This is a genomic window from uncultured Microbulbifer sp. (assembly GCF_947498635.1).
In the GTDB taxonomy this organism is placed as follows: Bacteria; Pseudomonadota; Gammaproteobacteria; order Pseudomonadales; family Cellvibrionaceae; genus Microbulbifer; species Microbulbifer echini.
This window is the reverse complement of record NZ_CANMKV010000007.1, coordinates 13,657-40,033: the sequence shown is the minus strand read 5'-3', so window position 1 is coordinate 40,033 and position 26,377 is coordinate 13,657. Positions and strand designations below refer to the sequence as shown.

Below are 26,377 nucleotides of genomic sequence, written 5' to 3'. Positions count from 1 at the left end.
TCCTCAATCACTTTTTCTTTTTACTGTTAGAAGAAGTTTTTTTCTTCTTTTTGACTTTGCCGCTGCGCGTCTTGTCTTTATCTACTTTTTGCGCAGCCTTGCGCGCAGCTACCGCCGGGCGTTTACCTCCCTTACGCGGCGGGGTGCGTTTACTGCCACGGCGCTTTGCCGGAGCATCAGCCTTTTGTTGTTCAGCTTTGTCACTCGACTCTTTTTGCTCCGCCGGGCGCTTTTCCTGTGCAGAATCTTCCACAACAACGGCTTCTTTGGAACCAACTTTACGTTTGCGGATCGGCGCAACTTCCTCTGAGGTTTCCGCGCGCTTGCCCCATGGATTGGCACGAGACTTACTGCCACTCTCTTTTTCTTGCTTACCGCGGCGCTCGCGTTCCTGTTGGTGCTCCACGGCCATCTCCATTGCGCGAGAACTTACTTTCGTAGTCTCTGCTTTCGTCCGCGCTGCTTTATTGCGCGGTACAAGTTCTTCAAGAATAAAATCAACTTTGCGCTCATCGAGGTCGACCCGCGCCACCTGGACGGCAACCGAGTCACCGAGGTGGTAACGCTTGCCGCTACGCTCTCCAATCAAACGCTGGTGCGCCTGTTCGAAGCGATAATAGTCTTTTGGCAACGCAGTGACGTGAATTAGTCCCTCAACATAGAGGTTATCCAGTTCCACGAATAAGCCAAACCCCGTGACAGCACTAATGACACCCGGGTAAACCTCACCCACATGGTCCTGCAGGTATTCGCACTTGAGCCAGCTGACCACATCCCGGGTGGCATCGTCGGCGCGACGCTCGGTCATGGAACACTGTTCACCAAGCTGTAACATCGCCGGCATGTCGTAGGGCAGAATTTTCTGCTGATCGATGGGCTTGGCACCGGGTACGACGTGAATCTTCTGCGCCACTGCAGGCTCATTGGCGCTGCCATTGCGGATCAGCCAGCGCAGCGCGCGGTGCAGCAACAAATCTGGGTAGCGGCGAATCGGCGAGGTAAAGTGCGCATAGGCGCGATAATCCAAACCAAAGTGGCCTCTATTTTCCGGCTGGTAAACCGCCTGATTCATAGAGCGCAGCAACATGACCTGAATAATATGCGCATCGGCACGTCCCTCGACCTGCTCTAATAGAGCCTGAAAATCCGCCGGTTGAGGCTCAGCCCCACCGGGTAGGCGCAGGCCCAACTCGCCCAAATACTCGCGCAGGTTGCTGAGTTTTTCCTCTTTAGGCGCATCGTGCACACGGAATAGCGCCGGTAATTTCGACAGCTCCATGAGGTTGGCCGCACAGACATTCGCCGCCAGCATGCACTCTTCGATTAACTTGTGCGCATCGTTGCGTGTAATCGGCACGATGCGCTCGATCTTGCGCTCGCGGTCAAACAGGATTCGGGTTTCGGTGGTTTCGAAGTCGATAGCCCCACGTCGATCACGGGCACTGCGCAGCGCCAGGTACAAGTCGTGCAGATTATCCAGGTGCGGAACCAATGCGGCGTACTGTTTGCGCAGACCGCTGTCGCGATTGTCCCGCTCCTCCAATACTTCACCGACCTGGGTATAAGTCAGCCGCGCATGACTGCGCATCACCCCCTCGAAAAAGCGGAAATCGCTAATCTCACCGCGACGATCGATGTGCATTTCGCACACCATACATAATCGATCCACCTCAGGATTGAGCGAACAGAGCCCGTTGGATAGTTTCTCGGGCAACATGGGTACCACGAAATCGGGAAAATAAACCGAATTGCCGCGGCTATGGGCTTCCTCATCCAGAATCGAACCTGGCCGTACGTAGTGAGACACATCGGCAATGGCCACCAACAACTTCCAGGTGTTATCGGGCAACAGCTCACAGTACACGGCGTCATCGAAATCCCGCGCATCTTCACCATCGATGGTGACCAGAGGCAACTGGCGCAGATCTACCCGCGCTTTCTTATCGTCTTCCAGCACCTCGTCGGCAATAGCATCCACTTCGGACTGTAGAGCGGTGGGCCAAACATGGGGGATTCCGTAGTTGCGAATCGCGACATCGATCTCCATTCCCGGTGCAAGATGGTCACCGAGGACCTCCAGCACTTTCCCCTGCGGTACGCGATCGCGCCCCGGCTGGGTGACAATCTTCACCACCACATACTGACCGTGCTCGGCACCAGCTGTGTCTTCCGCTGCCACCATCACATCGAGGTTCACCCGCGGGTTATCGGGCCGCACAAAGCAAATCCCATTTTCCAGATATAAACGGCCCGCAAGCTGCTCGGTGTTGTGTTTAATCACCCGTACCACGGCGCCTTCACGCTTGCCGCGAAAACCTTCGGGAGTTTCCCGCACCAGAACTTCATCACCGTCAAACACCTTGCGCATCTGTCGGTGGGACAGGTAGAGATCGGTACCGCCATCACTGGGAACAACAAATCCAAAACCATCGCGGTGGCCAATTACTCGGCCTCGAACCAGACTCATCTTATCTAATACTCCAAAGTCACCGGCGCGATTGCTGGCGATCTGGCCATCCCGGGACATGGCGATAAGGCGCCGACGTACCCCTTCGCGGCGGTCCTCATCCTCCAGTTCCAGCAGATCCGCAACAAACTCCCAGGGCACGGGCCCCGCTTGCTGCTCTAGTAGCTGCAACAGGTATTCGCGGCTGGGGATTGGCTTTTCATATTTCTCCGCCTCACGCTGGGCATGGGGATCAGCATTGAGGGGCTCTGAAGTAATTTTTTGTGTCAAAACAGCATCCGTTGTTGGGGTAACCGCCGAGGGTGGGCGGCTTCCGGAGGTTATCCGGTCAAAGGCAGACGGCAGAGATAGAAAGCTTTTTGTTCAATGTTTCGCCGCTGTTGAACGCATTATAAGCGATTTCAGCACATTTCCAGACCTTCTTGGAAAATGTTGAAAAAACCGCAGTGAACCCGTTGACACCTTTCCAACGGATCTCTATAGTTCGCGTCCTCAACGGAGCACACGTTGATTTGCCCAGGTGGCGGAATTGGTAGACGCGCTAGCTTCAGGTGCTAGTGACCTAACGGTCGTGGAGGTTCAAGTCCTCTCCTGGGCACCATAACTCTCTTACAAATCAATGAGTTATGGTCAATTTGGTGTAAAGATGGTGCACCTCTCAAAAACTCCCATCCCCCCCCCTAGATTTTTACCCCCTTGCTACTTAAAAATAGCAACCTTGATCCCCTATCCTTTATACCAACTGAAAGCTTGACGCCTTCAAGCCACTAGCTACCCCCTGCTCGCTCGATCATCCTGCTCAGCGCCCTATGAATACTCCCCACCCATCAAAGGCCGGCATCTTGCAGTAAGAACACCCTGACGTTGGCGCACATTAAGTAGGGGCTTAACGAAAGTAGCCCCCAAATAGGGGCTCTCAGAATAGGGCCTCTCAGATTGCCCGATGGCAACGGACTGACGCCTTAACCACCCCCTCCACAATCAACTCCTGCCCCTCCCAGATAGGAATTGCCGAATAGTTGGAGTTTGCCGGCAGAAGTCGGCCCCGTCGCCGGTCCAGAATCTTGCAGGTAAGCTGCCCATCCAGGGCCACCACGACTACATCCCCATGTACAGGCGTCAGGGAGCGATCGACAATCAACAGGTCGCCATCATGAATGCCAGCATTCACCATAGAATCGCCATTGGCACGGACCATGTAGGTTGCTGACGGCTTGGTGATCAGATGGTCATCGAGACTGAGTGCGGCTTCTTTGAAATCATCTGCAGGTGAAGGGAAGCCACAGCTGATGCCGTGGCCGTATAAGGGAGCAAGTGCCATAGGGGGATGCTTAGATAACTGTATATTCATACAGTTTATTTTGGAACCCCCCACTTGGCAAGCAGGCCGGAAAGGCTAACTGCCGGCGTGGAGCACTAATCCGCCTCCTCCCTTAAGCCACACTTACCAACGCTCAACGCCTCCGCCGTATGAATTACACCGCGAACGGTTGCACCCATCTCCTCGCCGATTAACCGTAGCAACACATTTCGCGCACCTTGATCCGGGCAGTCCGTGACCCACTCCAGGCCAGAACAAAGGCTATCGATATGATGAAGCTGTTGAATATGAGCAGTTATTGGCATGGTCTACCTCCTGTAGGAACTTCTAAACCCCCACCGCCGCAAATCCCTTCAGTGATTTATTCGGGCTTTTGGCGACAAGCACCGAAACACTACTAACAAAATCACAGTTTATAAATGAATATTCTGGATTATTTCTAATCTAGCAATGCAAAATGCGGTTGAATTTCGATAATCGAAATCTTGTTATTACATGAGGGTACGGCAACGGCTGGATGTTAGAGCCAGGCACACTAGGCAGGCGCCTGCGCGAAGCAAGGACAAGAAAGAGGATGACGGGGGCGCAGCTAGGTAAGAGGCTGGGGCTTGCACCTTCACAGATTTCTAAAATGGAAACAGGCCGCCAGAAGGTGCCGGCGGAACTGCTACCGGCCTGGTGTGAGGCTGTGTCAATCACCCTGCCGGAAGTTTACGGGGCCGAGAACCTGCACCATTTTGCACAGATACCCTTTCCGCCACTAACAGCACGCCTTTATGCACAACTGCCCAAGGAATGGCAGCTACATATCCAAAGGTCTATAGAAAGCACCTACCAAGCACAGAAGAAAGCGCACGGCCCCATAGAGGAAAACTAACCACCATTAAGCACCAGCAAACCGGTTTTAGGCTCAGCTAAAAATTCCAGCACGCGACGCTTGTTAGTTTTCATCAGAGTTTCGATGGAGCGTACCCGAATATTGTTACCAATATCCAAGCGGATGACTTTGGGGGGAGGTCCGAAACGGCGCCAGAAGTCGACAAAATCTTTATCCTTTGTCAGCAGCGCCAAGCCATGCTCTTGTGCGTATTCCCAAACTCGGGAATCTTTGGTGCCTTCCCCCAAGGCTGGCACTTTAGGCACCGCAAGAGTGCCGGCAAAATCTCCAGCGAGCCGAGCAGCTAGCCGGTAAGAGAGATTCTCATCAATGAGTATCATTAAGCCGCATTTCCCTTGCTCAGGTGAGTCGCAGCATATCCGATTGCCGCGCGTATTTTGGTTTCATCCAGGCTCGGGAAGTCTTCAATGATCTCGCTATAGGTCATCCCGGCACTGAGCATCTGCAAAATGCTCTCTACTGTTATCCGTGTCCCCTTTACACAGGGTTTGCCCACCATTACATCGGGCTTACATTCGATCCAGATCTGACTGTTATCTGGCATTGTCCCGCCTCCTCAATACATGCACGGTGCCGCGCAATTGTTGATCTCTGATTGTATGCCTCTCGTTCCTTTTTTTCGAGAAAAGCCATTACATAGTGAAGAATTTATCCATGCAAACAACCTGTTGAATTAAAGGACTACTAAAGGGTCAATATGTAGGCGCTGATACCTATAGAAACAAAAGGATAAATCGAAATGCATGAAAAAGAAGAACAGCTAAGCAATGACGATTTCACTCTTACTGAAATCAGAGAAGTCGATGGCGCAGGTATTGTGACCACTACTTATGAAATAAAAACACTTGCAGGCGTTATCTTCACTAGTGGGGACAGAGATATTGCACTTGCGAAGTTTGAAAGCCTTTCGCTCAAGAAACAGCGACAGAGACAAGAGCAAGAGCAGCAGAGACAAGAACAAGAGCGAGACTTTTCGGACTTCGACATGAATATGTAACGTCTCAATAGGCCCTTAAGGGCCTAAAAAATGCTTGACGCCAGGCCCCCAGGGGCCTAACATTGTCATCAGTGGGAAGCACAACGCGGCCCCAATATCCGAAAGGAAAAAGCATGTTTCAACGATTCGAATCTCTCGTCATCAACGCCGCCAAGGCGATCCTTTTCTCCAAGCTGCGCAAACCCGGCAGCGCGCTTACCAGCCCACGTGCGGTAGTGGATTACCTGCTGCTGAACCTGGCCACACTGGAGCGCGAAGTCTTTTCTGTGATCTACCTCGACACCCAGCACCGCGTGATTGCTTACCGCGAGGAGTTTCAGGGCACCATCAATGCCGCCAATGTTTACCCCCGCGAAATCGTCAAGCGCGCCCTGGAGCTGAATGCCGCAGCAGTGATCATCGCCCACAATCACCCCAGCGGCCTGCCCGATCCCAGCCAGGCGGATATCTGGCTGACTGAGCGCCTAAGCCAGGCGCTGGCCTTGGTAGAAATCCCAGTGTTGGATCACCTCATTATCGGCGGCGAGACCAATTTAAGTTTTGCGGAGAAGGGGCTTTTATAAGCCCTCCCCTAAATACAACCGGCGGGCAGTGCCCGCCCTTGGATAAAACAATGAGTGAACAGAGCCCAGTCTATAACCAGGGACCAGCGCGCCCCGCGATCTACAAGCGCTACGATGCTGGTTTTGAACAGCCTACCCCGGCGGAAATTAAAGCAGAGATTGCCCAGGCCGGGTTGACCGGCGCCCAGGCGGCGGCCCTGCTCGGCTACACCTCCAGCCGCCAGGTGCGCAAGCTCACCAGCGGGGAAAAGAATATTTCTTATGCAATGTGGCGGATGCTATGTATTTATAGCGGCAGTATTGCTGCGGATACCAAGGCCACCTACAAGCCGGAAGCGTCGGAGCCCAAAGCTGGCGGGTAGCTCTAGCTCAATAAAACATGCTTAAACAGAGTGAGAGTGAAGGAGAGGGCAAAGAAATTTGTTTCCCACTCCAATTAAGTCAAATCACATCAGCCCATATTTCTGCGCGACTGCTTCAAACTGCCGCGTATAAATAGCGCGAGCGGGCTGGTAGGGGGGCAACCATTCATCGGGGCCTTTATCGCCCTTGCTCTGGTTGTGGCCGTCATCCACTAGCCAGAGGTTGGCCGGGTCTTCGGCGAAGACGCGACGCTGTTCACGGGTCCAGTTGGCGCCACCATTCTTATGGGCCCAGGCTAGTGGGACTATATGCTCAACATCCAAGTCAGAAGCCATCTGGAAAAACTGACCGGTATAAGGGTCCATCCATAAACCCGATACCACAGTGCAAGACTTTTCATTGCTAAATGTAACCGGAGCTAGGGAGAGGCGAATCAGCAACTCCTGGCGAGTGTTCTGGCAATCGCGATCGGCATCGGACCAGTGGGGGAGCCACTGCTGGCGGTCGTAGGCCTCGGGCTCATATTCGTAGCAGCCGCTTAATGTAGTCACTACAGCAAGTAAGGAAAATAAACGTATATAAATCATCACTACCAAAGGATTACTCTGACCCCTCTTATTAATCCACGACACAATAACGATTGTTTTGTGGGGTCGCCGAGCGAAGCGAGGTGCTAACGTGAAGTGTCAGTGACCTCCACCTACGACTTGTCATGACACTTTTTAATAAAAGTATCCAACTCATTAAAAAAATCGTCAACTATTTTTAATCCTTCAACTCCATAAGGTTTTGAAATAATTTCTGTCGACTCTTTTAAGAACAGAGAAACCAACGGAACTGAGGAAACCTCAAGCTGGTTTGGTAAATTTTTAAAGAGAGAATCTGGATTTAATTTATTTAAATCACCACCATCTTCAAGTCTACTTAAAATAAGATCATACCCGCTATGGGCATTTCCAGACATGCGCGAGTAAATACTATCATAATATGACTGATAATCTATCGCTGTAAATTTATTTCGAATTGTAAGCTCTTCATAGTTCTTACCCGGCCTGAAAAGGCTATAAGCCTCACTTCTTTTCTTGCGGTATATTTTTTTTTGAGATTCCTTTCTCGCTAAACTCTTATTTCTATCATGATACTCTGCATACAAGTAATTTACGTAATTACCATTGCAATCAACATTCTTCATATCGATAAAAATTTCAAAAACAGATCGAGCAACAAGTTGTGTCGAAGAGAATAACTTATCATGGAACAGTCTTGAAAATGCCCTACTCCGTTCAATCAAAGAGGCGTACAAGCCCATCATGACAAAATATCGGGCATCGGTACTATTATCGATACACAGTGCGTTGAAAGTAATCTCAGAAAAGTCAACGATAGCGTCGAGTTGTTTTAAATATACTTTATAATCCATAGCTGATATCTCAAGTATCATAACCCCACAGAAGGAGCAACTTACATTCTGAAAATTTTTCTTTTTATAGCTTCCAGCCGGAAAATTCTAACAGGCCAAAATCACTAATTTCTTCATTATAACTACCCAGCATTCTAACGCTTACATAGTGGTCACCATGACACTATTTCTAATAAAAATTTACACCAATATCCTATCCTCCTCCATCAACTCAATACACATCAACCACTTGGCAACAATTAGCCAATTAGGACAACAGTCATCGCGACCAATATCCACCACCGTCTGTATCCTCTATGGTTTTTATACTGTCGTTTGGCGACACTATTAGGTGACTTGGTTATCCCAATAAACTCCATTCAAAGCCCCTAACATCTGCGTAACCACCCCAACCAAATCGCTACTTGTGTCGCCAGTAATCTGCGGCAATGCCGCCGGGCGGTTGGCCACCTGCCAGCCGCCGCTGCCGTTGATATACAGCAAGCCATCCGCTTTATTCAGGGCTACTTTTGCCGGGAAAAATTGCCAGTAGCCTGGGTCTGCCACATAGCGCGCAAGCTGGCCGTCTTTGCCAGCCCAGGTGCCGGTGCCTATGGCAACTAAATAGCGGTCGCCATCACTGGGGGAGCCGGGGGGATCGTTTTGGATCCCCAGCACTTCGATCTGTAACAGCGCATCGATGGTATCCAGCGCCTGATTGAGGCTGGCGGCGGGGTCGAGGGTGCCCTCTTGTGCGTAGGGAATGCCGTTATTCGGTGTGGTGCTCATGGTTTGTTTCCTGCTTATACGCTGATCTGTGCGGCCGGGCCTGGGCCGGCGATGCTGTTGAGCTGGCTGACTTTAATCGTCGCGTTGCCTGGGTCTGCAATGGTGAGTGTGGTTGCTGTGGTGTCGGTGTTCTGGCCATTGACCGTTACCCGGTAGCCACTGAAGTATTGCGACTGGTCGTAAGCAGCGCGGCCGCCGAGGCGCCCTACACCAAGCCATTGGATAACCAGCTGGTCATTTGTACGGTGCGCTCTGAGATTGGTTGGGGCTGGCTCGGTGTGGCTGGCGCCGGTGAAGGTGCCGCTGGTGGTTGTTTCTTTACCGCTGCCGATACTGGTGGCGCGGAAGGTGAGCGACTGGCCGAGGTTGTAGCGCTCGGTGGCGATGTAATTCAGGGTGTTGCGTTCCAGTAATACAAAGCGCGTGCCGGCTGGGTGGTTTGTCGGCGTGGTGCCGAGACGCCCGCGCAGCAAGTAGCCGATTTCCCACACGCCGGGGCTGATTTCTTCGGCCTCGCCAAAGCTGACGATTTCATGGCCGATCAGCGCCCTATTCTGGCGGTTAAGTAAGTCAGCGAGGGTGCGGTTTTCCAGGGCGTCGCCGCTATCGTAGAGGCGCAGTTGCACGCGGTTGTGGGTATCGGGGATTTCCCGTTTGTGGCTGTTGAGGCTGGTGGTGAGCTCACCCATCACGGCCTCGATATCGGTGTTATCGGATTCGATATAGTTCTGCCCACCATCGAGGGACAGCGCCACTGTGGCACCGGCCCAGGCGCTGTTGCTGCCGGCGATGGCGACGTAGTAACCCAGCTGTAAATCATCACCGCTGGCCAGAATGGGCGCGTCGATAAATTCGATGGTGGTAGCGCCCGGCACCAGTGGCACCGGGGCCGGTGGGGCCATGGGAGCTACGCCGAAGGCCTGGGATTGATAGGCGCTCTTGCGGTCGTGGATCAGTTTGTACTTCTGTTCCCCGCTATCGAGGGAGACTTCATCGATGCGGCAGCGGTCCCCATGGAACAACACCACATCGCCGGGGGTGAGTTTGAGATAGCTGTCCGGCAGGGTAATTTCAAAGTCCCCGCGCTGCTCTTCGATCATCACCTTGTGCATGATCACGGCGATCTGCGCGGCCTGGTCGGTCTCCAGCACCAGCGGGGTCTCAATATTTTTCTCGCCCTCGCCGCGTGTATCGATGCTGCGATCACTGGTCTGCTTGCAGGTATCGATACCGCCGTCTGCGTCGTAATAGTTGAGGTTGAGCACCCGCACAATTTCCTCGGGGGAGCGGCGGGTTTTCTCGTCGTCGCTCTCGCCGATCAAATCGTTTTCATCGATGGTCATTAGCGGCTCGGCGCCGCGCGGGGTAAACACCAGGGAATCGCCGCGATTGACCGGGTCAAAAAAGAACGTCTTGGCCAGCTCTTGAATAGGTTCGAACGCGGGGGCGTCGTTGCTGATCTGCATCCCCGAGACATACCCCTCCAGCAGGGTGGTATCAAATTTGCCAAACGGCAGGCCGGCGCGCTCACAGATCTCCGCGACCACGGCATAAAGGGGATAAGACATAGTGGTTTATTCGAAGGTTGTAGTCGGGGTTTTATTCAGGGGGCTAGTCAGGGCTTTTGAGCAAAAACTGAAAACGTAAATTGCGGCTCATGCCGATTTTGACCAGGCCAGGGCTGTTCACATTGCTGGCCAGTAGATATTCCGTGCCATAGCGGTCGCGCTGCTGGCGGTAATACAGATTCCCGTTTCTTAAATAAGCAAAAATGACATCGCCTACAGAGGACTGCAGTTGGCGCTTATCGTCCAGGGAAACCCTGGGAGTAATAAACCCCGGCCAGCTGGTGGTTACCTGGGCATCCTGGCTGCTGTCATACCAGTAGAGCTTGGCGGTGCCGCTCTCTACATAGGCGATGACCGGGCGCATATTCTGGTCGAAGGCCAAGCTGACCTCGGTGATATTAACCCCGGTAATCACAGTGCTCGCCCTCACCTGCTGGGCATCCAGCACTATGGCCCTGCCGTCTTCCAATACCCGTGCGCGCCAGGTCTGAAAGTTCAGCCCTCGACTGGGATCTTGCAGGGCAATACCGCCGCGCTCGTAGTCGGTAATCGCGCGCACCGGCAGGGCGGCGCCACCGATAAAGGCTGTGGGCATTGGCTCTAAGGAAAGAGCAAATTGCGGTAGCATTAAAGCTCCCCTTCTCTGCCCCATACCAACGCGACATCGACGGTCAGCTCGTGCTCGTTGGTTTTCACGATTGGCGGATCTACTGAGAATTGAAAGTAGCCGCACCCGAATTGAAATACGATGGTTTTAATCGTGGTATTGCCCCGACTAGGGTCCCACTGTACCCGGCCTGTGCGAGAAAACGAGCCAGCTATGTAGGCGTCATTCGCCAAGGAGCTGGATCGTTTATCGTTGTCAGACCAGGGGATTGTAGTCCTATCCCCCATATCGCCATCGTAAACAAAACTGTCGGTATGCAACCTAAATTGATTTCCTTTCCAGTAGATAGTGCTGGTAGCTCCAGCAGCACGCAATACCAGTGCGTAGCCATCCACAGTGCTTGCCGTATCAGCCGTAGGAATATGAATACGCAGCTCATAGGTTACGGTCAAAACCTCATTGGATTGCACCGAAAGCGCGGTTGGGTTCCCGTCGGGGTCGCGGATCAAAGCTCGGCTAAATAGATTTTCTGAGTCCGTGCCCACACCAATCTCCGCCAGATTGCCCGCTGCCGCCCCCTGAGAAAAACCCCACCTTTTTATTACCGAAAGATAATTTTCTGCGGTGTTGATAGTGGTATCTGCATTGATAGAGGTTGTAACGGCCACCTCTGACGACAGCTTAGTATCGGAGTTACTGGGCGTGGTATTGCCGCTGCCCACGACACAGGTATATAAAATGCCATAGTAATGGGTCCAGTCTTCTGAGACGGTGGCCAGCATATCCAGGCCAAGATTTGTGATTAGGTTTGGAAACTCCGCCACAGTGCGCTCACTGCCATTATCGACATTCTTTGCGGTGAGTTTGTAACGACCCGATACGCCTAGTTTTGCCACAGCTAAAGGGTTGGACATGGCTATATTTCCTCTAAATGAATTGCGTTGACGGAGGTGCGAACCCCAAGGCTTTCGGCCCCGCTGTTATGATCCAGGTATCCCACCACCCGCTTGAGTTGAATAGTGGTAACGCTGGGCTGTAAATGAAGCGACTCCGCTGCCGGGGAGTATTCCGAGCGAATCAGGATTTGCTGAAGATTGATTGAGGTTACCGAGGACGCACACGCTAGCGTCTCTGCAGCTGGAGAGTACTCCGAGAGAATCACACTTTGGACGAGTGAGATTGCAGTGACTGAGGGAAGGATTTCCAGAACTTCTGACGCCGGTCGCTGGCGAATCTCCTTGGCCGCTGCCTGAATACTCAGCGTATCGCTAGCCTCCAGCGCATAGGGCCGACTGGTGACCAGAGTTCCTTCGGCCCGCTCCACCTCAAACGCATACTGCGGAATGGCGCCGCCGGTGCTGGTGAGGTTTTCGTTGTCGATGACCAGATAACAGGTGCCGCGATAGGCGGGCACATTGTGAATACCAAAGGCGGCCTGCAGTACCGCGCTGGGCATTTGCTGGAAGCCGCCGAGAAAAAACTCGGCCAGCTGCAAAAACGCCTGGTTATTGTCGATCTGCGTAGGGTCGTTGCTATCGCGATCGTAAACCAATTCGTTGTTGCGCCAGACTTTACAGATACCCGTGATAGGCCCTTCGCAAATGCGAATGGCGTAAGTGCGGTACACCTCCTCATTGACCACTTCGGTAGATCCACCGCCCTTGCCTCCTTTTTGCTTTTCCTTTTTTTTGACAATCTTCGGCGGTGTGGTGGCGATAATATTGCCCACCACCGGCTTTACCCGACCGAAAATAATCGGGCGCGGCACACCCGCCTTGCTGGTTTGCAGTTGGATCTTGTCGAACTTGCGCCCCTGAATGGTGGTCTTGCCGAAGATCAGGTTGCCCATGGGGAATACACCTCCACCAGCAAGCGACGCCAGCGCGCATCCAATACATGCTCGCGGCAATCCTGATCGGCGTGGGCGTGAATCAGAGAGAAATCACCGTGCGGATAATCCCCTAAAAAACCCACATGGCTGGGATCGCTGCGCTGCGGGGATTTAAAAACGGCAATATCCCCCGGCTGCCAGAATTCTTCCGCAATCGGTTCACCGAAACGCGCGCGCATCTTGCGGCGCACGCCGTCTTTCCAGGGTTCGCGGCCGTAGTGTTTTTCATCTTCGATTTCCAGGCCGGCGGCGCGCAGGCTGAGCACGATTAACCCCACGCAATCCACCGCCCAGGTGGTGCGGCCCCGGTGGCGCCAGCGCACGCCAGCAGCCACCAGGCCGCGGGCAAAGGCCAGTGTGTCGATTCTTTGTTGTTGCATTAGCGTTGCTGCTGGCTGGTGCCGTTGGAATTAAACGAGGAGCCACCACCGGTGCTGCCGGGCACACCGGCGCCGGGGGTATCGCTGGCCTGGCCAATGGGGATAAGGTTTTCACCTTTAAAATCCAACCAATTGCCGTGGTATTTACAGGTGGAAAACTGCTTGTCACAGTCTTCGCGTATTTCCAGCGCATCGCCCGGTTGCACGGCGAAGGGCAGCGGTTCGATTTGAGTGATCTGTCCACTGGCAGTATCCACGGCTTCCACCTGATACAAACGGGAGCTGACGTTGTTGCCGCTTTTCCAGCGCACTCGCCAGCGTTTGGCCGCGGTGGGTAGGCTGGCAATGTTATCGGCCATATAGGTGACCTTGGGCTCGTCACCATCCACGGCGGTCACGGTGGCCGATTGCCACAGCGGTTCCGCGTTTACGCCGCAGCCGGTCTGCGAGTCCGCATCGGTTCCAAATATCGCGCGGCAGGTGATGGAATCCACATGGCCGATCGACTGGCGCAGGCGCATGGCGTAGCTGAGTAATTCCGGGATAAACACCGTATTCTTTACCGTGCGCACCTCACCAATATCGCCACCATCCAATAACAGCGCACCCATGGAGAGATCGCGGTAATTCACCAGAACCATGGCCCACTCTGCCCCATCCAGTTCGCCGCGCTCGGCCATCTCGACGGTGATGCCGGGCACGTCGGTGCTATACAGCGAATAGCCCTCGGCGTTGTCCACATCGAAACTGGTATCGCTGGCGATAATGCTGGAATCGAAACCGTTCTGGGCGTAATACATCAGCCCTTCGAATTCGATATCGCGGTCCAGAGTAGTAGCACCAAACTGACGGCCATCGGTGAGGGTGATTTTTAATAAGCGGCACAGCGTGGTGACACCGCTATCCAAATGGGCCTGTAAAGCTGGGGGAATCTGTCTCACAGGCGAATCTCCAGCAGGTCCACATTGCCATTGAGTACCGGCAGTCGCTGGTGGCGGTTGTCGATACTGAAGCCGATCTCATCGTCTTCAAACCTGACGGGCACATCGAACTCGCCGCTCCAGGTAATTTCTGCCCCGTTATCCGCGCTGAGCTGCACTTGCCCAGTGGTGTAATCGATACTGGCGGCCACCGGATTGCCATCGGCAAAAATGGTTACCCGGCCGATCACCGGCTTCGCAATTTTGCGCTGATAGGAAAAGGCCCCGAACGTATATTTTTTTACCAGCTGGTAGCTCTCGCTGTTGCCTGTACCGAAACCAATCACTTCCCGCTCCGCCTCAAAATCACTGGCGTCTTTAAAGCGAAAGCCGATCAGCGCACCCATACAGGCGTGATGGGCGGCAACCACGATGTGGTGGTCTGCAGAATCCAGGTTTTTAAACAGCAGGGAATAACGGCCCAGGGGGCGCTCCCATTCGGCATTGCGGCGCTCTACCCCGCTGCGCAATGCTTTAATTTCGGTTTTATAGCGGTGGCCGTATTCGGAGCCATAGGCCACTTTTTCCAGCAGACGACTTTCGTTAAACATTAAGAGCCGAGCCTCCTGCGGTTAATCCGTTGTTTGCGTTCGCTTTCGCGGGCGAGCTGTGAGGCGGTGCGGTTATCCGGCTTACCAGATACGTTAATATTCTGAGTGATTGGCGCAGACCCACCAGAGCTACCACTATTCCCACCGCGATACATATCCGCCTGAATCATGGCCAGGGTGCGATCCAGTTTTGCGCTGGTTTCTGAGGTGGTGACCCGCTCGCCTTTTTGCAGCAACCAGGTGCCGTCCTCCGGCACCGCGTCGATACCGTCGTGAGCCATACCGGTAATTTTTGCCGCGGCTAAGCCGCCGGTGACATAGACCGCACCCGCCGCCGCGGCGCCCAGCACCGGGCCCACATAGGGAATCGAAGCCATCGCGTTATAGGCCCCCATGGCGGCGTCCTGGGTATTGGCGATTACGCTCTGCAGGGCGTTGCGTTTTTTCTCATCCAATAGGGCCCCGCCGATGGAAAGGGCCGCGCGCATATAGGCCGCCTCTTCGCCTTCCATGCCTTGGTAATACTGCCCTGCCACATCCATCAGGGTGGCGTACCCCTCCAGCTGCTGCTGGCGGCGCTGGTCTTCATTGGCCTGGGTGATTTCGGTCAGGCGCTCTTCGTACTGCTGGCGCAGGGATAATTCCTCTTCATCCCAGGTGGCATTGAGGTCGGCACGCTCGCTGCGGAATTGCTCCAGCATTTGTAGCTGGGTGGAATACCAGTCCTCGAGTTCTGTACGCGCGGTTTCGATATCCTCGCCACTGTCGAGGCCGCCCAGGGTTGGGCCGTCTTCGGTGGCGGCGTCGGCGATACGGCCGAGGGTTTCCTGGCGCTGCTCGTCGGTCAGGCCGGCCATGGCATCGACAATGGCCAGGCGCTCGCGCATCTGATCGGTCAGTACTTCTTCCTCGGTGCGCAGATCGCGCAGCAAGCTGGCATAGGCTTCCTGATTGCGCTGCAGGGCCTCGGCTTCTTCTTTCGCGGTTTTAAATTCGGTGCCGAGCTCTTCGATGACTTCGTGAAAGGCGATCCAGTGATCCACCGGTGGAAGTAACTCGCCCTCCGGGTGCGCATCAGTAATTAGGCTGGTATTTTCAGTCAGGCCGGCGGGGGCCGGTGTTGAGTTGCCGGCAATTTTTGAGCGCGGTTTGTAATAGGTATCGATCGCGGATTCCAGCCGCGCCAGCTCTGTCTTTAATTCTTTATCGTTCCAATATTCCACCACGCCCTTAGGGCCGAAGAAGCGCAGGCGCTCGCCAAAGTCATTATTGTCGAGCACATCGCGAATACGCTGGGCATCCCGTTCCAGGCGCACAATATCGTCGGCATGGATGCCCACGGTAATGGCCGCAAACTCCTCGGCAAGATACTGGACGGTGTTCACCGTCTCAGTGATCACTTTGGAAACTGCGGTAAATCCTTTAATCAAACCATTGGTAAGCGCAGCGGCCGCTTTCTTGGTGGCCGGATCTTGCAGCAGTTCGGTCAGCTCCTGCAGTGCGGCCTTACCCTCATTGAGCCCGCCCTCGGATTCGAGCAGATCGCCAAAGGCGTTCTGGGCCTGCTTTAAGGCCCCACCAAACGTATCCGCTGCCGCTTCCGCAGCGCCACCGAATTGTTTTTCCAGCTCTTCCAGGATCAGGCCCTGCGCCTCGGCCGTGCGACCGGATTCCACCAGGGCTTCGATGGTACTTTTTTGCGCATCGGTAAATTGGATACCGGTGCGGCTGAGGGCAGAAATACCCTTTATCGGATCATTCAGCGCTTTGCCCAGCTGCACCGCGGAGGAGCGTAAATCGGTCCCCATGGCCACGGACATATCCAGAATCGCCGGGGTGGCTCGTTTAAATACCTCGCCTTGGATATTGGTAAAGGTCAGCAGCAGCGCTTCCATTTCCATCACCGCCTCATCACCGAAGGTGGTGAGTTGCTGCATGCTGCCGGCCAGGTTTTGCAGTTCTTCCGAGGAAAGCCCCGCGGCGCCCTCGGTGGACTTCAACCGCGCTTCCAGCTGCCGCAGGGCATTTTCCTGGCGTATGGTCGCATCGATAATCGCTTTACTACCTATAGCGCCACCGATAGCGGCAAAGGCGGCCCCAATAGCCCGCGCGGCCGTCTTGCTGCTTTTTTTGATATCGCGCATACGCTTATCGGTATGGCGCGCGGCCTTGTCCAACCCCCGCTCAAAACCGCCCACCTTGGCGATTAGATCCAGCGTTAATGTGCCCAAACTTTTTTTAGACATAGCAATCCTATTGCCAGGTTTTCATCGCCTGTTGCAGCGACAATTCCGGCTCTTCCTCATGGGGCATAAAGTCAGTGATTTTTACGGGGTTGCCTTTACCGCGGTGGGTATTGGCATAGAGAGTGGCGAGTAGTGCCGTGGATCTTTCAGTGCGCATGCCCGGATGCAGGGAGCCGCGCTTCTTGCGGTAGAGTGCCCAGCGCTGAACCTCTTCATAGCTGAGCCGTTGCTGGGCCTCGGCGATGGTGCAACCGCCGATGCCATTCAGCACCAGCTCGTGCCAGAGTTCGTCTAGGTCGCTGAGCTGGGTGTCTTTCCCAGGTTATTGACCGCACCGATTTCCAGTAGCAGTGCTTGGGTGAGGTTTGCATTGAGCGGCCCGCGCTCCGGGTCTGCCTCGCCGGTAATATCCGCCGGGGTAAAGACCGGTTTGCCCGCGGCATCGACAACACAGGCGGCAATACGCCCGGCGATCACATCGCCCTCACCGCGCAGTGCCGCCACATCATTGACCGCGCTGTAATAGGACAGACGGCGAATATACACCGTCGCCGTTAACTCCTGTTCGCCCTGCTGCCAGGTAATGGAACGCTGAACCGGCGCGCCAGAGAAGGCGCCCTGCTGCTGCAGGGACTCAATAGATAATTCCATGGCTTAGCCCTTAGCTTGAAGCTTTCGGAGTCCAGGCAGAACCGCCGCTGCGCTGGATCGACATTTCACCAGACACCAAGGAATTCAACTGGAAATCAAAGGGGAAGTCGGCCACATAGCCATCGAAGGTGAACCAGGTACGGCTATCCGGCAGGACAAAATCACTGTCGGTGACCGTAGGTGGCTCGGTGCCATCACTCCAGCCCACCGCCCACTTTATATTGTCCACCGTGTCATCCTGGGACAGCGCGTGCAGGCGCTTATGGACTGCATTTTGAGAGTTTATTTTCAGGCCCACCGACGCTTGGCCCGGTGTGCGCATACCGCGCTTAAACTTTTTATCCAGGTCTTCCAGGGAAGTGTCATCCAGCTGGTCGGCGGGACTGCCGCCGGGATTGAAAGAAGTGACGCCGGTGAGCGTTTGAACAGAGTCATCCGCCGGGTCGATAAAATACAGTTTGGTGCCCTGAGAAAATTGGGACATTGGGGTTCTCCATTAGCGTTCAATCAAGAATTCAGCATCGAAACCGATGTGGTAGTTTCGGGTTTTGGGGTCACGGCTTCTGGCACCCCAGCGAGTGATATAGCCACCGCTCTCTACGGCCTGAGCGAGCGCTTTTACCGCTGCGCGTACCGCTGAAGGGCTGCCGCCATAAACGTCGATTTGCACCAGGGCGCTGTCTGCATCAGGCGACTCTGCTAAATAGTTTTGCGGCTGCCCGCCAATCAGTTGATAAACCGCATAGGGGTGAGCCACATTTTTCGGCGCTTCGCCGAAGGGATAGACACGGCAGTCATCACCCTCGCCCAGCACATCCGCAACATCACTACTGGCTTTTGCCAAGCGAAAAACAGGAAGATCCAGCACAGTTATTTCCCCGCTTTAGCCATGCGTCTGGTGTAGCGCTGCAACCACTTATCCAGCTCACGGGCAAATTCTGCGGTTGCATTGTCGATATTGCTTGAGAGCGCCGGGCGCATCATCGGCTGTGCGGGTATATGCTCGGTGCCAAATTCGAGCAGGCGCCAGTGCTGGGTGCCGCCGCCCGGCAAATGCTCACTGAACTTCTTCTGCTTGGGGTTAGCTCCACCCAACACGCCCACGCGGAATTTCAATTCGCCGGTGTTTTTAAAGTGCCGGTTATCAAATCGGAGGGCGATATTCTCGCTAATCACCGAAACACTAAGGGGATCATCCACTCGTTTAGCGTTGCCCACAGCCTCATTCAAAACCAGCATTGCCGCTTTGCGCAGGGCAAAACGCGCGGCCTTTTTCTTTACATCTTTTTCAAGTGCCTGCAATCCGGCAATCACTTCATCCATACCGTGAAGATCAAATTTCATATCCATGGTTTTCCCCTATGGGCGCACGCCGCTATTGACCATCAACCGCAGGCGGCCCCGTTCGGGAATCGGTAGGATTCCGCTAATCTCGTAGGTGCTGCCATCCCATAACACACGGCACTGGGTATCGATATCGGAGCGCTTGAAGATTTCCATCTGCCCCACAAGCTCAGAGGTTTCTGCACTGGCCTGAATAAACTCGCTGGCACTGAGCGCGTCGAAGCTGGCCCAAACGGTGTCGATATCGGCCCAACTGTCTTCGAAATCTCCAGATTCGCTATTGCGCACCCGCGTAGGCTTTTGCAGGGTGACGCGGTAACGCAAACGCCCCAGCTTATTTACACGTTTAGCCATCGGTGAGGATTCCAGAGTAAGCGCGTGGGGACCGGCAATTGATCATTACTGACATCCCCCTCGCGGTTTTCGTAAAGCCAGGCCACCAGCACCGCTGCACCGAGTTCGATTTCCTCGGTGACTGCGATGGCGTTTTCTGGTGCCTCAATGAGGTCCGCATCAGCGGCATATAAAATAAGGCCGGTGTAGCTGTTAAAGGTTTGCTCTGCAGCCACGCTCAGCGAAGTGAGATAGGTATCCTCTTCTTCAGGCGGCTCACGCAGGTGCCGCTTGATAAAATCTAGGGAAAAGATCACTGGGCGTTCTCCGGGGCTGGGTCTTCTAGGAATTGCGGCTGCTGCGGTTGGACCCCGGCCTCATCTTGATCATCCAGCTCAGATAAAACCTCTTCGAGAGCAGCCACTTTGCTTTCCAGCTGCTCGGTAAGATCGGTCATCTCTAGGATCTGCTGATGCCGCCCAGCCAGTTGTTCACTCAGCTGGCTGTTCTGCTCTTCAGCCGCAGTGAGCTTGGCTTCCAGTTGAGCGATTTCATCGGCTTGCTGTTTCGACTCTTTATCCCGCGCAGCCAGTTTGACCAGGGCTTCGTTTAGCTCTTTGCCCTCGGGGTGTATGCAGGGGAGCTGTATTTCTGCCTGGCGCTGCTTCTCCGTCTCTGCGCGCGCTTCCGCCTCCAGCACTCGCTGCGGCTTTTGTGGCGCTTTCTGGTTTTTCTTTTTAGGCTCGGCCAATCCTTCATTGAGCAATTGCCAAGCCTCATCATTGCCCACCTCGATTTCATCACCGGGGACGTAACTTTCCGAGACTGTAACCATGCTGGTGAGCAGGATTAGTTTGAATTTTGCCGACATTTATTGTGCTCCGGACATAAAAAAACCCAGCACGGGGCCGGGCTTTTAAGAGGTGAATTAACCTTGCTGCAAAGTCTTAATTGCTTCAGGAATTAGCAGCTTGCCATCAACACGCTTGCGCATACGGAAACCCACATGACCGCTATCTGCGTATTTTTCGTCGAGACGCTGCATCATGATTCCGCCACGGTCAGCGATTCGATATTGCTTGAAGTTACCGAAGGCCATGGATTTATTTCCAGTAGCAACGTTTGGCACTGCTTCGCTGGTATGTATTTTGTAGCCAAGGAATGTATCAGGCTCTCCAGCCTGCAAGCTGGGCTGCCATAGAGGAACACCCTCTGTAGAAGTCAATTTACGCATCATTCCAGTAGTGCTATCGCCCATTAGGAAGCTTGCGCCCTTGCGGTGAACGGCACGCACGGAGTAAATTAGATCAATAATTTCCTGGTAGGTGAACGCCGTTGCGCTTGCTGCTACCTTGCCGATTTCTGCAGTTTCCAATACGCCGGTAGCTTTTTTAGTTCCATTACCAACGATAAAGCCTTCATCTTCTGCAATGCCAAAAGTAAGGCCAAAGATTCGGGCAATTTCTGACGCCAAGTTAATTTGGTTATCTTCTAAAAGCTCCTCAGAAACCTTGATAATTCTTCCAAGTTTCCAGGCTTCCAGCACTCCAGAACCAAATTCAATATCAGATTCTGGATAAGGGGCACCTTCGTCTAGCCAGCCGGCACTTCCGTAATCTGCCAGTAAGGGGAGCGTTGTGGTGCTGCTGGTTGAAATCACGGTACAGATATTCCGCATAACCACAGCATCTGTCAGAGACTCAATTAACTCTTTGCGCCATTCAATCGGGACTAAAATTCCTCCTTTCTCTTCAGTGCCCACCGTTAGCGCGCCCCGAATCTCCGGAGTCATACCGCCGCGAATATATTGCTCGTAGTTATTTCTATATTCGTCGGTTTCCAGCGGATTTTTTGTGGCGTTGGCATTGGGCTCTGGCCGCCGTGCAGGTTCAGGCACTTCACCCAAACGCGCCTCAATCTGCTCCATTTTTTCCAGCTGTTCGACCTGCTTGTCCAGCGCATTCAGATCATCATTCATGGTTTTCCACTGGCTTTCCTGATCAGTGGTCATGCCCTTGGCGGCATCGACGCTATCCACCAAGGTTCGCATGGAGGCTGCCAGTTGGCCGCGCTTCTGTTGTAGGTCGAGTAATTTACTCATGGTGCTCTCCGGTTAGGCATAAAAAAACCGGCTCACTGGTTTCAGTGGCCGGTTGTGGTTGCGAGAAGCGCGGCGCGCTCCTGCTCGCAATAGGGTTAGGCTCTGGCGGCGATCTCAGTTAAACGTGCATAGAGCGGGGTTCTGTGGTTGTAGGCTTGATTGCCCTCATGGGTATACCCTGGAATATCCGGCGGGTTTTCATACCAATCACGAATAATCTCTTCGGTTCCTTCAGGGCGGCCATCGCCCTCCGCTCTTTCGAGGCAAACATCAAGGCCCGGCGAAATAACAGTGAATGCTGCTCCAGCTTCAACATATCGCTGCAACAGCTCCTCATTTGGACGAGAGTGAATTATCCAGGAATTGCTATCAAGCCCCGCCAAAATCTCATCAATTGCCGCATTTCTACACGCAAAGGCTACCGAACGGACTGCGCCTTCAGAGCCATGAGAAACTTCAGACCCCAATGCCAGTGCCAGCTGGTCAAAATCCACCACCACATCACCATCATGTTTTACATTGCTGATGTGAGTAGTTTTCCCCGCACAAGGTGGACCGATTATGACGTTGATCATTATGAGGCTCTGGTTTGAATTTCAGTTAAACGCGCATAGAGCGGGGTTCGGTGGTTGTAGGGCTCTTCTTTGGGCTTCGGTTTTGCCGGTGGCGGTGCCGCTGCGGCAATCAGCTTGGTGGGTACTTTCTGGTAGCCTTGGAATTTATCCGGGCTGAAGCTGGCGGCCACCTGCAACCCTTCGACGGTTTCATCAGCAAAGCCTTTATCCACACACTCGCTGGCGGTGAGCCAGGTTTCCCCATCGAGCATCGCAATCAGCTCTTCTTTTTCGATACCCGTTTTCTGGTGGTAATCGTTGAGCATGGAGGAGCGCAGCTTGTCCAAGGTTTCGGCTGTTTTTCGCAACTCGCGAGAATCACCATAAGCGGTGGTCCAGGGATTGTGAATCATGTACATAGCATTATCGGCCATGATTACCTTTTCACCAGCCAGTGCAATGATTGATCCCATGGAAGCAGCGAGTCCATCGATATAGGTGGTGATCTTGGCTTTATGGCGCTTGAGGGCGTTATAAATGGCGTTGCCTTCAAATACGCTGCCGCCGGGGGTATTGAGGCGCAAGTCAATTTCATCCGCATCCAGCGCTTTCAGCTCATCGATAAATGCTTTGGCTTCCACGCCGTAATAGCCGATGTAATCATAGATATACACTTCAGCGGGGGCGCTGTCGGTCTGCGCTTTGATTTCAAACCATTTAGTCATTGCTGCTTCCTGAGCTGCTGGGTTCACGGGATTGAGTGATTGGTGCCATCGCCAGCTGCAGCCAGTGTTGATCACCGCCGTCAATGCTGTTCATATTTTCCAGACGGCGCATATCGTTAATGCTGATAGCCCCTGAATTAAACAGGTTCTTGTAAAACTCGGAGCGCGATTTGGAGTCTCCGCGCAGCAGCCCTTCGACGCTATGCTTTGCGTAGTATTCGCGGCGTTCCACTGGGGAAAGCAGATCACGGAAAATACTCTGCTCGATACGCTTGAGCCAGGGCAGCAGGCTATACACAACGAACTGAATTGACTGATGTTCGATATTGGAAAAGGTGGCTTTTTCCAGGTCGGCGATCATGTGCGGCGGCACACCGAACATAGAGGCGATTTCGCTGCGCTGGTATTTTCGGGATTCGAGGAACTGGGCATCCTCGGAACTCATGCCAATCTGATTCCACTTGGTGCCCTCTTCCAGGATGGCCACACGGTGGGCGTTGGCCCCGCCTTGGTGCCGATCGCTCCAGCTTTTCCTCAGGCGCGCATAGGCTGGATCTGATAACTTACCTTCCACCTGTAGCACACCGCCGGGCTTGGCTCCGTTAGAAAACAGCCTTGCGCCGTGCTCTTCCAATGCCAAAGATAGACCGATACCTTCGCGGGCCTGGCTAATTGGCGAGAGACCGATAATGCCGTTGGTGGATAGGCCGGCAACTCGCCACATGCGCTGCGGTGTTAGCGTGCGCATATCCCCGTCGTGGATCTCAAAAGATAATCGCTTGGTTTTCTCTGAGCGCCCCACCCACACCTTATCCGGGTTAATTGGCCAGACGCCGTGAACACGCCCGGCGCGGTCCCGCTCCACTTCGCTAAAGGCATTGCCACGCAGCTGCAATGCGGCCATCAGCTGGGTGCGGAAATCCATTGAGGTCATTTCCTCATTGGGCAAATCGTGCAGCAGCATTTGTAGGGGGTGCTTGCTGGCCACCTCGCGATTATTCTTTGCTGTTTTTTGATAGAGGTTAAACGGTAGCGCGGCGACCGTTTCCGAGAGAATACGCACGCAGGCATACACCGCAGCCACGCGCATGGCGGTGTCTGCAGTGACTACCTTTCCGGCAGCAGATTGAGGCCCGCACAGTGCATCCCATAGTTCATCACTGGGGTCCTGCAAGGTGCTGGTCTCAGCGCGAAAAAGATTACCGAGCATTGTTTACCTTCTCCGTGCGGGCTTTTATAAATTCCTCCATCGAAGCGGACCGAGCATTGCGCCAGGCAACCAAAAAACCAAAAGCTATCAATAAACCACCCACGACACAGAGCGCCAGGGAGTGATTGATTTTCCACAGCCCATAGGCGAGCAGCCCGAGGCCGATAAGGGCGATCAGGTCTGGGGTATGATTTTTCATAGGAATCGGATGCCTTGGGTTTCGTAGACGCTGGTTGTAGGCTCTTTGCCAGTGAGCGCGATGGTAAAGGCGATCAGGGTTGCCACGGCGCCATCAATTTTTGATTCGCGATCTCCCTTAACGGGTCGGATCTTTTTGCCGTCGTCCACCTCCTTGGCGACCACATTGCCCATCATCCAAGTTAATGCTGGGTTTCCATCGTGGTGTATACGGCCATCTTTAAGCAGGGCTTCAAACTCTTTCATGGCGTCGGACATGGAATAGTTCTGGGGCACTTCGATCACTTCCAGTTCCGGCTGTTGCCCCTGAATATTTTGTGCGAGCTGTGTCGCTCCCCAGGGGTCGAAGCCCAGGGCTCTTACATCCAGATCACGCACATCATTTTCAATGTCTGATTGAATCTGGTCATAGTCTATGGTTTCGCCATCGGTGGGGATTAATACTCCCTGATGCTCCCAGGTCTGATAGTGCTTGTTGCTGTCTTCCCTGATCCGTTCTTCCGGTAAGTAGTGGCGGCCAAAAATGTAGAAGTGGCGATAGCCTTCGACCATCCTTTCAAATACACAGATATTAGAAGTGATATCCAACTTGCTAGACAGGTCCAAACCCTTGTAGCAGGGATCATTTGCGAAATCTTCCAGCTGCAAAGAAGTATCGGCTTGGCGGTTCCACTCCACCATATTGAGCCAGGCACTCTTGGCGGTAACCCAGACATTCAGGTGTTTCGTTTTAAATGAGTTCTGCTGGCGTGGGCTTTGCACTGCATCGCGAAGCCGCGCTTTCAGATAATCACTGCCAACCGAAATACCAAAGTTTGGGTTTGCCTTAATCAGTGATTGCTCGCTAGTCCAGTCATCATCCTTATCAATGCTGTAGACAATGCCGAATAGCTCGTCATTCTGAATACTGCCCTCTAATACCGACTGCAAATCCTGCTGTATTGCATAGCATGGGCCTGCAACATGGTTACCCGCTGTGGTTATCAGTAACAGCATTGCCTGATCCCGAGCACCCATACCGGTAATCATGGTTTCGTAGAGCACATCATCGGTATGCTCGTGAACCTCATCCAGAATGGCGCAGCTGGGGCTGGCGCCGTCACCGGGTTTACCAATCACCGGCTCAAAGCGACTGTTATCGGGTAGGCGTTTAGAGCCTCGTTTATCACACTCCAACCGCCGTGCATGGGATGTCACGCCATAGGCGCGCCGAAATGCTGGTGTGCGCTCTGCCATTTTCTGCGCGGGTCGGAAAACTTCCCAGGCCTGCTTTTCTGAAGTAGCACCGCAATAAACCTCCGCACCATACTCGCCATCTTCGGTGAGCATATACAGAGCAATACCGGCGGCAATAATCGACTTGCCGTTTTTCCTTGGCACGCAGATATAAGCGATCCGAAAACGGCGCAGGCCAGTATCTCTATGTACCCAGCCAAATAGAGCACCCAGAATAAATTTTTGCCAGGGCTCAAGGCGAATGCGTTTTGCAGCGCCTCGCCCGGCCGCCCACTTCCCCTTCACGTGAGGCAGCAACTCAACAAAGCGAATAACCTTTAAGGCTTTATCCCCATCAAACACATAGGGAAATTCTTCCCCTTTCTGCAGGTCTTCAATGTGACGCTGAACAGAAAGGATTTCCCACCGACACGCGGGCTTCACGCCAGTCAGAACATCGTTGCAGTACGCATTGATATCTGCCAGGTGATCAATATCCCAAGTCATAAGCGGTCAAAGTCATCATCACCAAACAGGCTTCCCTGTTTGTCGTTAAAACGAAGCTCAGTTGCTGGAGACATTCCTAGCTGAGCCACCATGCTATTCCAGAACCGGGCAACCTCTCGCAACTGGCCGACCTCTGGGTGATTCTTTATCTGCTCACCATTGCGACCCATAACGGTATAGGTCCGCCCGTTATCCACGATGTATTGCCGCAGCTCATCCATCTCGACCTTAGTGCGACAGTACTCGTATATATAATCTACAAAGAGCGGCTTCAGTCGATTGACCTTGGCCAATTCCAGGGCTACACGATCCCAAGTCCGCCGCTCTTCTTTTGTCGTTCCACGCGGCCGTAAATCTTTAACCAGCTCTTTGAGTTCAGCTTCTCTTTCAATAGAAGCCTGTTCATTCTGTTCAGCTGCTGGATGGCTAACAACATTTCCACCCTGAGGATATCTACCTGCCATACCAATCACCTAAAAAATACCCAAGTGGGTTTTTTCGATTCAATTCAGCGCGCAT

The 26,377-nt window shown here is 53.6% G+C and carries 35 protein-coding genes and 1 tRNA gene; 5 read left to right on the top strand and 31 right to left on the bottom strand.

The window, feature by feature from the left end; genetic code table 11:
• Positions 1-7: 7 nt before the first annotated feature.
• Positions 8-2,737 carry a ribonuclease R gene (gene rnr, locus Q1A69_RS05225; protein ID WP_299582152.1) on the bottom strand — a complete coding sequence of 910 codons (2,730 nt, stop codon included), beginning with the start codon at positions 2,735-2,737 and terminating at the stop codon, positions 8-10.
• 244 nt (positions 2,738-2,981) lie between these two features.
• Between rnr and Q1A69_RS05220 the strand changes: the two genes are divergently transcribed.
• Positions 2,982-3,068, top strand: a tRNA-Leu gene (locus Q1A69_RS05220).
• 330 nt (positions 3,069-3,398) lie between these two features.
• Here the strand turns inward: Q1A69_RS05220 and umuD are convergent.
• Positions 3,399-3,788 carry a translesion error-prone DNA polymerase V autoproteolytic subunit gene (gene umuD / locus Q1A69_RS05215; protein ID WP_299582149.1) on the bottom strand — a complete coding sequence of 130 codons (390 nt, stop codon included), beginning with the start codon at positions 3,786-3,788 and terminating at the stop codon, positions 3,399-3,401.
• 95 nt (positions 3,789-3,883) lie between these two features.
• Entirely contained in the window at positions 3,884-4,093 is a 210-nt protein-coding gene (locus Q1A69_RS05210; protein ID WP_299582147.1) for a hypothetical protein, read from the bottom strand.
• A gap of 212 nt (positions 4,094-4,305) precedes the next feature.
• Between Q1A69_RS05210 and Q1A69_RS05205 the strand changes: the two genes are divergently transcribed.
• Complete coding sequence (locus Q1A69_RS05205; protein WP_299582144.1) at positions 4,306-4,665, top strand: helix-turn-helix transcriptional regulator; 360 nt, start codon at positions 4,306-4,308, stop codon at positions 4,663-4,665.
• Here Q1A69_RS05205 and Q1A69_RS05200 read toward each other — a convergent pair.
• Both Q1A69_RS05200 and Q1A69_RS05195 read right to left on the bottom strand, forming a co-directional pair.
• A complete protein-coding gene (locus tag Q1A69_RS05200) occupies positions 4,662-5,006 on the bottom strand; it encodes a DUF5615 family PIN-like protein (RefSeq protein ID WP_299582141.1) in 345 nt (114 codons plus the stop codon). The genes Q1A69_RS05205 and Q1A69_RS05200 overlap by 4 nt on opposite strands.
• Positions 5,006-5,230 (bottom strand): DUF433 domain-containing protein, encoded by a 225-nt coding sequence (locus tag Q1A69_RS05195; protein WP_299582138.1) that lies wholly within the window; start codon positions 5,228-5,230, stop codon positions 5,006-5,008. The genes Q1A69_RS05200 and Q1A69_RS05195 overlap by 1 nt, the downstream gene beginning before the upstream one ends.
• A 195-nt stretch (positions 5,231-5,425) precedes the next feature.
• Here Q1A69_RS05195 and Q1A69_RS05190 point away from each other — a divergent pair, with 195 nt between their 5' ends.
• The 3 genes from Q1A69_RS05190 to Q1A69_RS05180 all read left to right on the top strand — a co-directional run bounded on the left by Q1A69_RS05190 (position 5,426) and on the right by Q1A69_RS05180 (position 6,608).
• On the top strand, positions 5,426-5,683 hold the full coding sequence (locus tag Q1A69_RS05190; protein WP_299582136.1) for a hypothetical protein: 258 nt from the start codon (positions 5,426-5,428) through the stop codon (positions 5,681-5,683).
• Between the two features lie 113 nt (positions 5,684-5,796).
• Positions 5,797-6,246 (top strand): DNA repair protein RadC, encoded by a 450-nt coding sequence (radC, locus tag Q1A69_RS05185; protein ID WP_299582132.1) that lies wholly within the window; start codon positions 5,797-5,799, stop codon positions 6,244-6,246.
• 50 nt (positions 6,247-6,296) lie between these two features.
• The gene (locus Q1A69_RS05180; RefSeq protein ID WP_299582129.1) at positions 6,297-6,608 is read left to right on the top strand and encodes a hypothetical protein; all 312 of its coding nucleotides are present in this window, start codon (positions 6,297-6,299) and stop codon (positions 6,606-6,608) included.
• 84 nt (positions 6,609-6,692) lie between these two features.
• Here the strand turns inward: Q1A69_RS05180 and Q1A69_RS05175 are convergent, their stop codons facing one another.
• From Q1A69_RS05175 to Q1A69_RS05050, 26 genes are all read right to left on the bottom strand, one after another.
• The gene (locus Q1A69_RS05175; RefSeq protein ID WP_299582396.1) at positions 6,693-7,196 is read right to left on the bottom strand and encodes an HNH endonuclease family protein; all 504 of its coding nucleotides are present in this window, start codon (positions 7,194-7,196) and stop codon (positions 6,693-6,695) included.
• Positions 7,197-7,309: 113 nt separating this feature from the next.
• Positions 7,310-8,029 (bottom strand): DUF5677 domain-containing protein, encoded by a 720-nt coding sequence (locus Q1A69_RS05170; protein WP_299582126.1) that lies wholly within the window; start codon positions 8,027-8,029, stop codon positions 7,310-7,312.
• Between the two features lie 327 nt (positions 8,030-8,356).
• Positions 8,357-8,797 carry a DUF2793 domain-containing protein gene (locus tag Q1A69_RS05165; RefSeq protein ID WP_299582123.1) on the bottom strand — a complete coding sequence of 147 codons (441 nt, stop codon included), beginning with the start codon at positions 8,795-8,797 and terminating at the stop codon, positions 8,357-8,359.
• A 14-nt stretch (positions 8,798-8,811) separates the two neighbouring features.
• Complete coding sequence (locus tag Q1A69_RS05160; protein ID WP_299582120.1) at positions 8,812-10,365, bottom strand: phage tail protein; 1,554 nt, start codon at positions 10,363-10,365, stop codon at positions 8,812-8,814.
• 43 nt (positions 10,366-10,408) lie between these two features.
• Positions 10,409-10,993 carry a hypothetical protein gene (locus Q1A69_RS05155; protein WP_299582117.1) on the bottom strand — a complete coding sequence of 195 codons (585 nt, stop codon included), beginning with the start codon at positions 10,991-10,993 and terminating at the stop codon, positions 10,409-10,411.
• Complete coding sequence (locus tag Q1A69_RS05150; protein ID WP_299582114.1) at positions 10,993-11,886, bottom strand: hypothetical protein; 894 nt, start codon at positions 11,884-11,886, stop codon at positions 10,993-10,995. The genes Q1A69_RS05155 and Q1A69_RS05150 overlap by 1 nt, the downstream gene beginning before the upstream one ends.
• Positions 11,887-11,888: 2 nt before the next feature.
• Positions 11,889-12,821 carry a hypothetical protein gene (locus tag Q1A69_RS05145; RefSeq protein ID WP_299582112.1) on the bottom strand — a complete coding sequence of 311 codons (933 nt, stop codon included), beginning with the start codon at positions 12,819-12,821 and terminating at the stop codon, positions 11,889-11,891.
• Positions 12,809-13,243, bottom strand: a complete 435-nt coding sequence (locus Q1A69_RS05140; protein ID WP_299582110.1) for an NlpC/P60 family protein — start codon at positions 13,241-13,243, stop codon at positions 12,809-12,811. The genes Q1A69_RS05145 and Q1A69_RS05140 overlap by 13 nt, the downstream gene beginning before the upstream one ends.
• On the bottom strand, positions 13,243-14,184 hold the full coding sequence (locus Q1A69_RS05135) for a DUF2163 domain-containing protein (protein WP_299582108.1): 942 nt from the start codon (positions 14,182-14,184) through the stop codon (positions 13,243-13,245). The genes Q1A69_RS05140 and Q1A69_RS05135 overlap by 1 nt, the downstream gene beginning before the upstream one ends.
• Positions 14,181-14,774, bottom strand: a complete 594-nt coding sequence (locus Q1A69_RS05130; protein WP_299582105.1) for a DUF2460 domain-containing protein — start codon at positions 14,772-14,774, stop codon at positions 14,181-14,183. Before Q1A69_RS05130 ends, Q1A69_RS05135 begins: the two co-directional genes overlap by 4 nt.
• Complete coding sequence (locus tag Q1A69_RS05125; protein WP_299582102.1) at positions 14,774-17,020, bottom strand: phage tail length tape measure family protein; 2,247 nt, start codon at positions 17,018-17,020, stop codon at positions 14,774-14,776. Before Q1A69_RS05125 ends, Q1A69_RS05130 begins: the two co-directional genes overlap by 1 nt.
• 7 nt (positions 17,021-17,027) lie before the next feature.
• Positions 17,028-17,291, bottom strand: a complete 264-nt coding sequence (locus Q1A69_RS05120; protein ID WP_299582099.1) for a hypothetical protein — start codon at positions 17,289-17,291, stop codon at positions 17,028-17,030.
• A 20-nt stretch (positions 17,292-17,311) separates the two neighbouring features.
• Entirely contained in the window at positions 17,312-17,671 is a 360-nt protein-coding gene (locus Q1A69_RS05115; RefSeq protein WP_299582096.1) for a phage tail assembly chaperone family protein, TAC, read from the bottom strand.
• Between the two features lie 10 nt (positions 17,672-17,681).
• Positions 17,682-18,155: a phage tail tube protein gene (locus Q1A69_RS05110; RefSeq protein WP_299582093.1), complete on the bottom strand. Its 474-nt coding sequence runs from the start codon at positions 18,153-18,155 to the stop codon at positions 17,682-17,684.
• Between the two features lie 12 nt (positions 18,156-18,167).
• Positions 18,168-18,539 (bottom strand): DUF3168 domain-containing protein, encoded by a 372-nt coding sequence (locus Q1A69_RS05105; RefSeq protein ID WP_299582090.1) that lies wholly within the window; start codon positions 18,537-18,539, stop codon positions 18,168-18,170.
• Positions 18,540-18,541: 2 nt separating this feature from the next.
• Positions 18,542-19,021 carry an HK97-gp10 family putative phage morphogenesis protein gene (locus Q1A69_RS05100; RefSeq protein ID WP_299582087.1) on the bottom strand — a complete coding sequence of 160 codons (480 nt, stop codon included), beginning with the start codon at positions 19,019-19,021 and terminating at the stop codon, positions 18,542-18,544.
• Between the two features lie 9 nt (positions 19,022-19,030).
• Complete coding sequence (locus Q1A69_RS05095; protein WP_299582084.1) at positions 19,031-19,369, bottom strand: phage head closure protein; 339 nt, start codon at positions 19,367-19,369, stop codon at positions 19,031-19,033.
• The gene (locus Q1A69_RS05090; RefSeq protein ID WP_299582082.1) at positions 19,354-19,665 is read right to left on the bottom strand and encodes a head-tail connector protein; all 312 of its coding nucleotides are present in this window, start codon (positions 19,663-19,665) and stop codon (positions 19,354-19,356) included. Before Q1A69_RS05090 ends, Q1A69_RS05095 begins: the two co-directional genes overlap by 16 nt.
• Positions 19,662-20,219, bottom strand: a complete 558-nt coding sequence (locus Q1A69_RS05085) for a hypothetical protein (RefSeq protein WP_299582079.1) — start codon at positions 20,217-20,219, stop codon at positions 19,662-19,664. Before Q1A69_RS05085 ends, Q1A69_RS05090 begins: the two co-directional genes overlap by 4 nt.
• A 57-nt stretch (positions 20,220-20,276) precedes the next feature.
• Entirely contained in the window at positions 20,277-21,449 is a 1,173-nt protein-coding gene (locus Q1A69_RS05080) for a phage major capsid protein (protein WP_299582077.1), read from the bottom strand.
• Positions 21,450-21,544: 95 nt separating this feature from the next.
• Positions 21,545-22,024, bottom strand: a complete 480-nt coding sequence (locus Q1A69_RS05075; protein ID WP_299582074.1) for a hypothetical protein — start codon at positions 22,022-22,024, stop codon at positions 21,545-21,547.
• Positions 22,024-22,728 carry a head maturation protease, ClpP-related gene (locus Q1A69_RS05070; protein WP_299582071.1) on the bottom strand — a complete coding sequence of 235 codons (705 nt, stop codon included), beginning with the start codon at positions 22,726-22,728 and terminating at the stop codon, positions 22,024-22,026. The genes Q1A69_RS05075 and Q1A69_RS05070 overlap by 1 nt, the downstream gene beginning before the upstream one ends.
• Positions 22,721-23,938 (bottom strand): phage portal protein, encoded by a 1,218-nt coding sequence (locus tag Q1A69_RS05065; protein WP_299582068.1) that lies wholly within the window; start codon positions 23,936-23,938, stop codon positions 22,721-22,723. Before Q1A69_RS05065 ends, Q1A69_RS05070 begins: the two co-directional genes overlap by 8 nt.
• The gene (locus Q1A69_RS05060; RefSeq protein ID WP_299582065.1) at positions 23,928-24,137 is read right to left on the bottom strand and encodes a hypothetical protein; all 210 of its coding nucleotides are present in this window, start codon (positions 24,135-24,137) and stop codon (positions 23,928-23,930) included. The genes Q1A69_RS05065 and Q1A69_RS05060 overlap by 11 nt, the downstream gene beginning before the upstream one ends.
• Positions 24,134-25,858, bottom strand: a complete 1,725-nt coding sequence (locus Q1A69_RS05055) for a terminase TerL endonuclease subunit (RefSeq protein ID WP_299582062.1) — start codon at positions 25,856-25,858, stop codon at positions 24,134-24,136. Before Q1A69_RS05055 ends, Q1A69_RS05060 begins: the two co-directional genes overlap by 4 nt.
• Positions 25,855-26,322, bottom strand: coding sequence for a P27 family phage terminase small subunit (locus Q1A69_RS05050; RefSeq protein ID WP_299582058.1), 468 nt, complete (start codon positions 26,320-26,322; stop codon positions 25,855-25,857). The genes Q1A69_RS05055 and Q1A69_RS05050 overlap by 4 nt, the downstream gene beginning before the upstream one ends.
• Between the last annotated feature and the right edge of the window lie 55 nt (positions 26,323-26,377).